Raw genomic sequence first — 4293 nt, forward strand, 5'->3', positions numbered from 1 at the left:
CGGCGTCGAGGACGGGCGCATCATCGCCGTCGGCCCCGACGGCACCGCGCCCAGGGTGGTGACCAACACCGGCGGGCGCCCGCTGGGGCTGGCCTTCACCCGCGATCATCGGCTGCTGATCTGCGACAGCTACCGCGGCCTGCTGCGTTACGACCCGAAGAGCGGGCAGCTGGAGACCCTGGTCAGCCATGTGGCCGGCCGGCCGCTGATGTTCTGTTCCAATGCGGTCGAATCCTCCGACGGCACAATCTATTTCACCGAGTCCACCGACCGGTTCCGTTACGAGTACTACAAGGCCTCGGTGATCGAGGCCCGCGCCAGCGGATCCCTGCTGCAGCTCAGCCCGGACGGAAAGGCCACCGTGCTGGCATCGGGTCTGCACTTCGCCAACGGCGTCACGCTGACCGCCGACGAATCGGCGGTGGTGTTCGCCGAGAGCACCGGGTGCCGGTTGTCCAAGTACTGGCTGACCGGGCCGCGCCGCGGTTCGATCACCGCGCTGGTCAGCGAGCTGCCGGGCCATCCGGACAACATCTCCACCGGGCGCGACGGGCGGATCTGGGTGGCGATGGTCTCCGACCGCAGCGCGGTGTCGGAGTGGCTCACCCCGCGCGCGCCGGTGCTGCGAACGCTGCTGTGGCGGCTGCTGCCCTATCGCTGGCTGCCGGATGTGAAGTCGGGGGCATGGGTGATCGGGTTCGACGCCGACGACGGCCGGGTGCTCAGCCAGTTCCGCAGCACCGACCCGGGCTTCGGCCTGGCGACCGGGGTGGTCGAGAACGGTGACCGGCTGTGGCTGGGCCGCATCGGCGGATCGGGCCTGGCTTATTTCCGGCTGTAGCCTCCCGCTGTAACAAGCGCCCCACCAGTCACAGCGTGGCTCCCCCGATACTCGGCGCCGTTGCCCTACCCTGCACACACGATGACTGTTGTGCGCTCGGTATCAGCCCTGGTGACAGCGGGTTTCCTCGCCACCGCCGCCCCTCTGGCAGCGGCCGACCCCACCCCGGGGCTCAACGCGGGAACCGTCAGCTGCCCCTACCAGGTCAGCACCCCGCCCGCGGTGGACGCCTCGGAGGTGCCGCTGGCGGGCGAGGCGCCACTGCCGCTGCCGGTGCCGGCCACTCCGGTCGGCGGGGAGGCCCTGGCCGGCTGCGGGATCATCGCCGCACCCGATACCCCGCCGGTGCCCGGCGACGTCTCCGCCGAGGCCTGGCTGGTGGCCGACCTGGACAGCGGCGCGGTGATCGCCGCCCGCGACCCGCACGGCCGCCACCGGCCCGCCAGCGTGATCAAGGTGCTGACCGCGATGGCGTCGCTGAACGAGCTGGATCTGAACAAGGTCGTCCCCGGTACCCAGGAGGACGCCAACGCCGAAGGCACCCGGGTCGGCGTCGGCCCCGGCGGCAACTTCACCGTCAACCAGTTGCTGCACGGGCTGCTGATGGGATCGGGCAACGACGCCGCCCACGCCCTCGCCATGCAACTCGGCGGATGGGACGCGGCACTACACAAGATCAACTCCCTGGCCGCCAAGCTGGGCGGCCGCGACACCCGCGCCGCCACCCCCTCCGGGCTGGACGGGCCCGGCATGAGCACTTCGGCCTACGACATCGGGCTGTTCTACCGCTACGCCTGGAACAACCCGATGTTCACCAACATCGTCGGCACCCGAAACTTCGACTTCCCCGGCTACGGCGACGTGCCCGGCTACACCCTGGAGAACGACAACCAGCTGCTCTACAACTACCCGGGCGCCCTCGGCGGCAAGACCGGCTACACCGACGACGCCGGGCAGACGTTCGTCGGCGCTGCCACCCGGGACGGCCGTCGGCTGGTGGCGGTGCTGCTGCGCGGCACCCGGCAGCCGATCCCCCCGTGGCAGCAGGCCGCGCACCTGCTCGACTACGGCTTCGCCACCCCGCCGGGCACCCGGATCGGGACCCTGATCGAACCCGACCCGGCGCTGATCGCGCCGCGCGCCGACGCCGCCGGCCCGAACCCCCAGGCCCTGGCGCTGACACCGGCCGACGACACGGTGCCGGTACGGGTCGGGGTCGGCATCTTCGGCACGATCATCGTGTTCGCGCTCATCATGGGCGCCCGGTCGGTGAATCGCCGGCCCAGCCGAGCTTCATCGTGGTGAAGGCCCTGCGAGCGTTCGGTTGGCTCGCCGGGCTTCTGCTGATCGGGATCGGGGTGAGCCGGATGGCGTTCTCGCTGGATGCCATTCCGGACGGCCAGCAGGTGAACGCGACCGTGGACAGCGAGAGCCGGGCGGCCGGTGCCCTGCTGATCGGGTTCGGCCTCGGCTACCTCGAGGCGTTTCGGCGGCCGCAGATCCCGGCCGGGGCGGTGCGGCTGTTGGCCGTCACCATGGCGCTGCTGGGGGTGGCCCGGCTGATCTCGATGGCCGACGTCGGTCTGCCGCACCCGTCGTTCACCGCGGCCTGCGTCGTCGAGTTCGTGGCGGCCGGATTGACGTACTGGTACGCAACCTTGGCCGATCGACACCCCGGCAACTCGCCTGCCGGTTAGCCCGGCCCATCCCTTACGGTGAGCTAGATGGGCCGAATCGGGGAACTGCGCCGATCCTCGCCGCTGGCACTGCTGGTCGGCGTGGCCGCCGCCAGCGTCGGCGTCATCTACGGCTATGACCTGTCCAATATCGCCGGCGCGCTGCTATTTATCGAGGCCGACTTGGGGCTGACCGCCGGCCAACAGGAGATGGTGGCCACCGCCACGGTGATCGGCGAGATCGCCGGCGCCGCCGCGGGCGGTTGGCTGGCGAATACGATCGGGCGCAAGAACTCGATGGTCGCGGTGGCGATCACCTACGCGGTCTTCGCGCTGCTGGGCGCGGCGTCGACGTCGGTGCCGATGCTGACCGTGGCCCGCCTGCTGCTCGGCGTCACCATCGGAGTCTCGGTGGTGGTGGTGCCGGTGTTCGTGGCCGAGTCGGCGCCGGCCGATGCCCGCGGCGCGCTGCTGGTCACCTACGGCGTGGCCACCGTGATCGGGATCATCGCCGGCTACCTGTGCGCCTACTGGCTGGCCGGCACCGGCAGCTGGCGGGCGATGCTGGGGCTGGCCGCGGTACCCGCCGTGCTGGTGACGGTGTTGCTGGCCCGCATTCCCGACACCGCCCGCTGGTATCTGCTCAAGGGCCGCGTCGAGGAGGCGCACCGCACGCTGCAGCGGATCGAACCGAACGCCGATGCGCAACGGGAGCTGGCCGAGATCAGCCGGACGTTACGCGAGGAACAGGCCGGCGGGGTCGGAGTGCTGCGCGAGATGCTGCGGCCGCCGTATCTGCGGGCGACGCTGTTCGTGGTCACGTTGGGCTTTTTCGTCCAGATCACCGGGATCAACGCGATCGTCTATTACAGTCCCCGACTGTTCGAAAAGATGGGCTTTGAAGGCGATTTCGCGCTGCTGGTGCTGCCGGCGCTGGTGCAGGTCGCCGCTCTGGCGGCGATGTTGGTCTCGCTGGGGTTGATCGATCGGGTGGGCCGCCGCCCCATCCTGCTGTCCGGGATCACCGCGATGGTCGCCGCCAATGCGCTGCTGATCGCCGTCTTCGCCGCCGGCCCGAGATTCGGTGACGCGCTGGCCGCGGTCAAGTTCGGCGGGGTGCTGCTGTTCACCGTGGGCTACACCTTCGGTTTCGGGTCGCTGGTGTGGGTGTACGCCGGGGAGAGCCTGCCCGCGCGGCTGCGCTCGATGGGATCCTCGGCGATGCTGACCTCGAACCTCACGGCCAATGCCGTTGTTGCCGCGGTGTTTTTGACCATGCTCACCTCGCTGGGCGGCGCCGGCACGTTCGCGGTATTCGGCGCGCTGGCGCTGTTGAGCCTGGCCTTCGTGTATCGCTACGCCCCGGAGACCAAAGGCCGCCAGCTCGAAGACATCCGGCACTTCTGGGAGAACGGCGGTCGCTGGCCGGCAGACCAAGCGCCTGCGCCGGAGATCGGTGCGTCGGCGTGTCGGTGATCGCTGCCGGCGCCGTGGTGCTCGACGGCCGGGTCGCCCGGCCCGGCTGGCTTTCGGTCGATGACGGGCGGATCACCGATTGCGGGCCCGGACCGGTTCGCGCCGACGACGATTTCGCCGATTGCGTTGTGGTGCCGGGCTTTGTCGACCTGCACTGCCACGGCGGCAACGGCGTCTCCTACCCCGACGACGCCGACCGCGCCGCTGCTCTGCACGCTTTCCACGGCACCACCGGCGGGCTGGCCAGCCTGGTGACCGCGGCCCCCGAGGTGCTGCTGGCCCAAGTACGCACCCTGGCCG

4 protein-coding genes and 1 pseudogene are annotated in these 4293 nt (G+C 70.4%); all 5 read left to right on the plus strand.

The genetic code is table 11. From position 1 onward, the window contains the following. Positions 1 to 841, plus strand: an 841-nt coding sequence (locus A5648_RS02185) for an SMP-30/gluconolactonase/LRE family protein (RefSeq protein ID WP_065022982.1), incomplete at its 5' end; no start/stop codon positions are given. Between the two features lie 81 nt (positions 842 to 922). Continuing rightward, the gene (locus A5648_RS02190; protein ID WP_065022983.1) at positions 923 to 2146 is read left to right on the plus strand and encodes a D-alanyl-D-alanine carboxypeptidase family protein; all 1224 of its coding nucleotides are present in this window, start codon (positions 923 to 925) and stop codon (positions 2144 to 2146) included. After that, the gene (locus tag A5648_RS23885) at positions 2143 to 2538 is read left to right on the plus strand and encodes a DUF4345 domain-containing protein (RefSeq protein WP_165607288.1); all 396 of its coding nucleotides are present in this window, start codon (positions 2143 to 2145) and stop codon (positions 2536 to 2538) included. The genes A5648_RS02190 and A5648_RS23885 overlap by 4 nt, the downstream gene beginning before the upstream one ends. Before the next feature lie 45 nt (positions 2539 to 2583). After that, a complete protein-coding gene (locus tag A5648_RS02200) occupies positions 2584 to 3993 on the plus strand; it encodes a sugar porter family MFS transporter (protein ID WP_428844299.1) in 1410 nt (469 codons plus the stop codon). Further along, positions 3984 to 4293 (plus strand): annotated as a pseudogene (locus tag A5648_RS02205) (N-acetylglucosamine-6-phosphate deacetylase); the annotation flags it as partial. The gene A5648_RS02200 and the pseudogene A5648_RS02205, both read left to right, overlap by 10 nt.

It is taken from the genome of Mycolicibacter sinensis, assembly GCF_001673565.1.
GTDB classification, from domain to species: domain Bacteria; phylum Actinomycetota; class Actinomycetes; order Mycobacteriales; family Mycobacteriaceae; genus Mycobacterium; species Mycobacterium sinense_C.

Coding starts and splice junctions, on each gene's coding strand:
- A5648_RS02190 (WP_065022983.1), top strand. CDS start 923: ATGACTGTTGTGCGCTCGGTATCAGCCCTGGTGACAGCGGGTTTCCTC.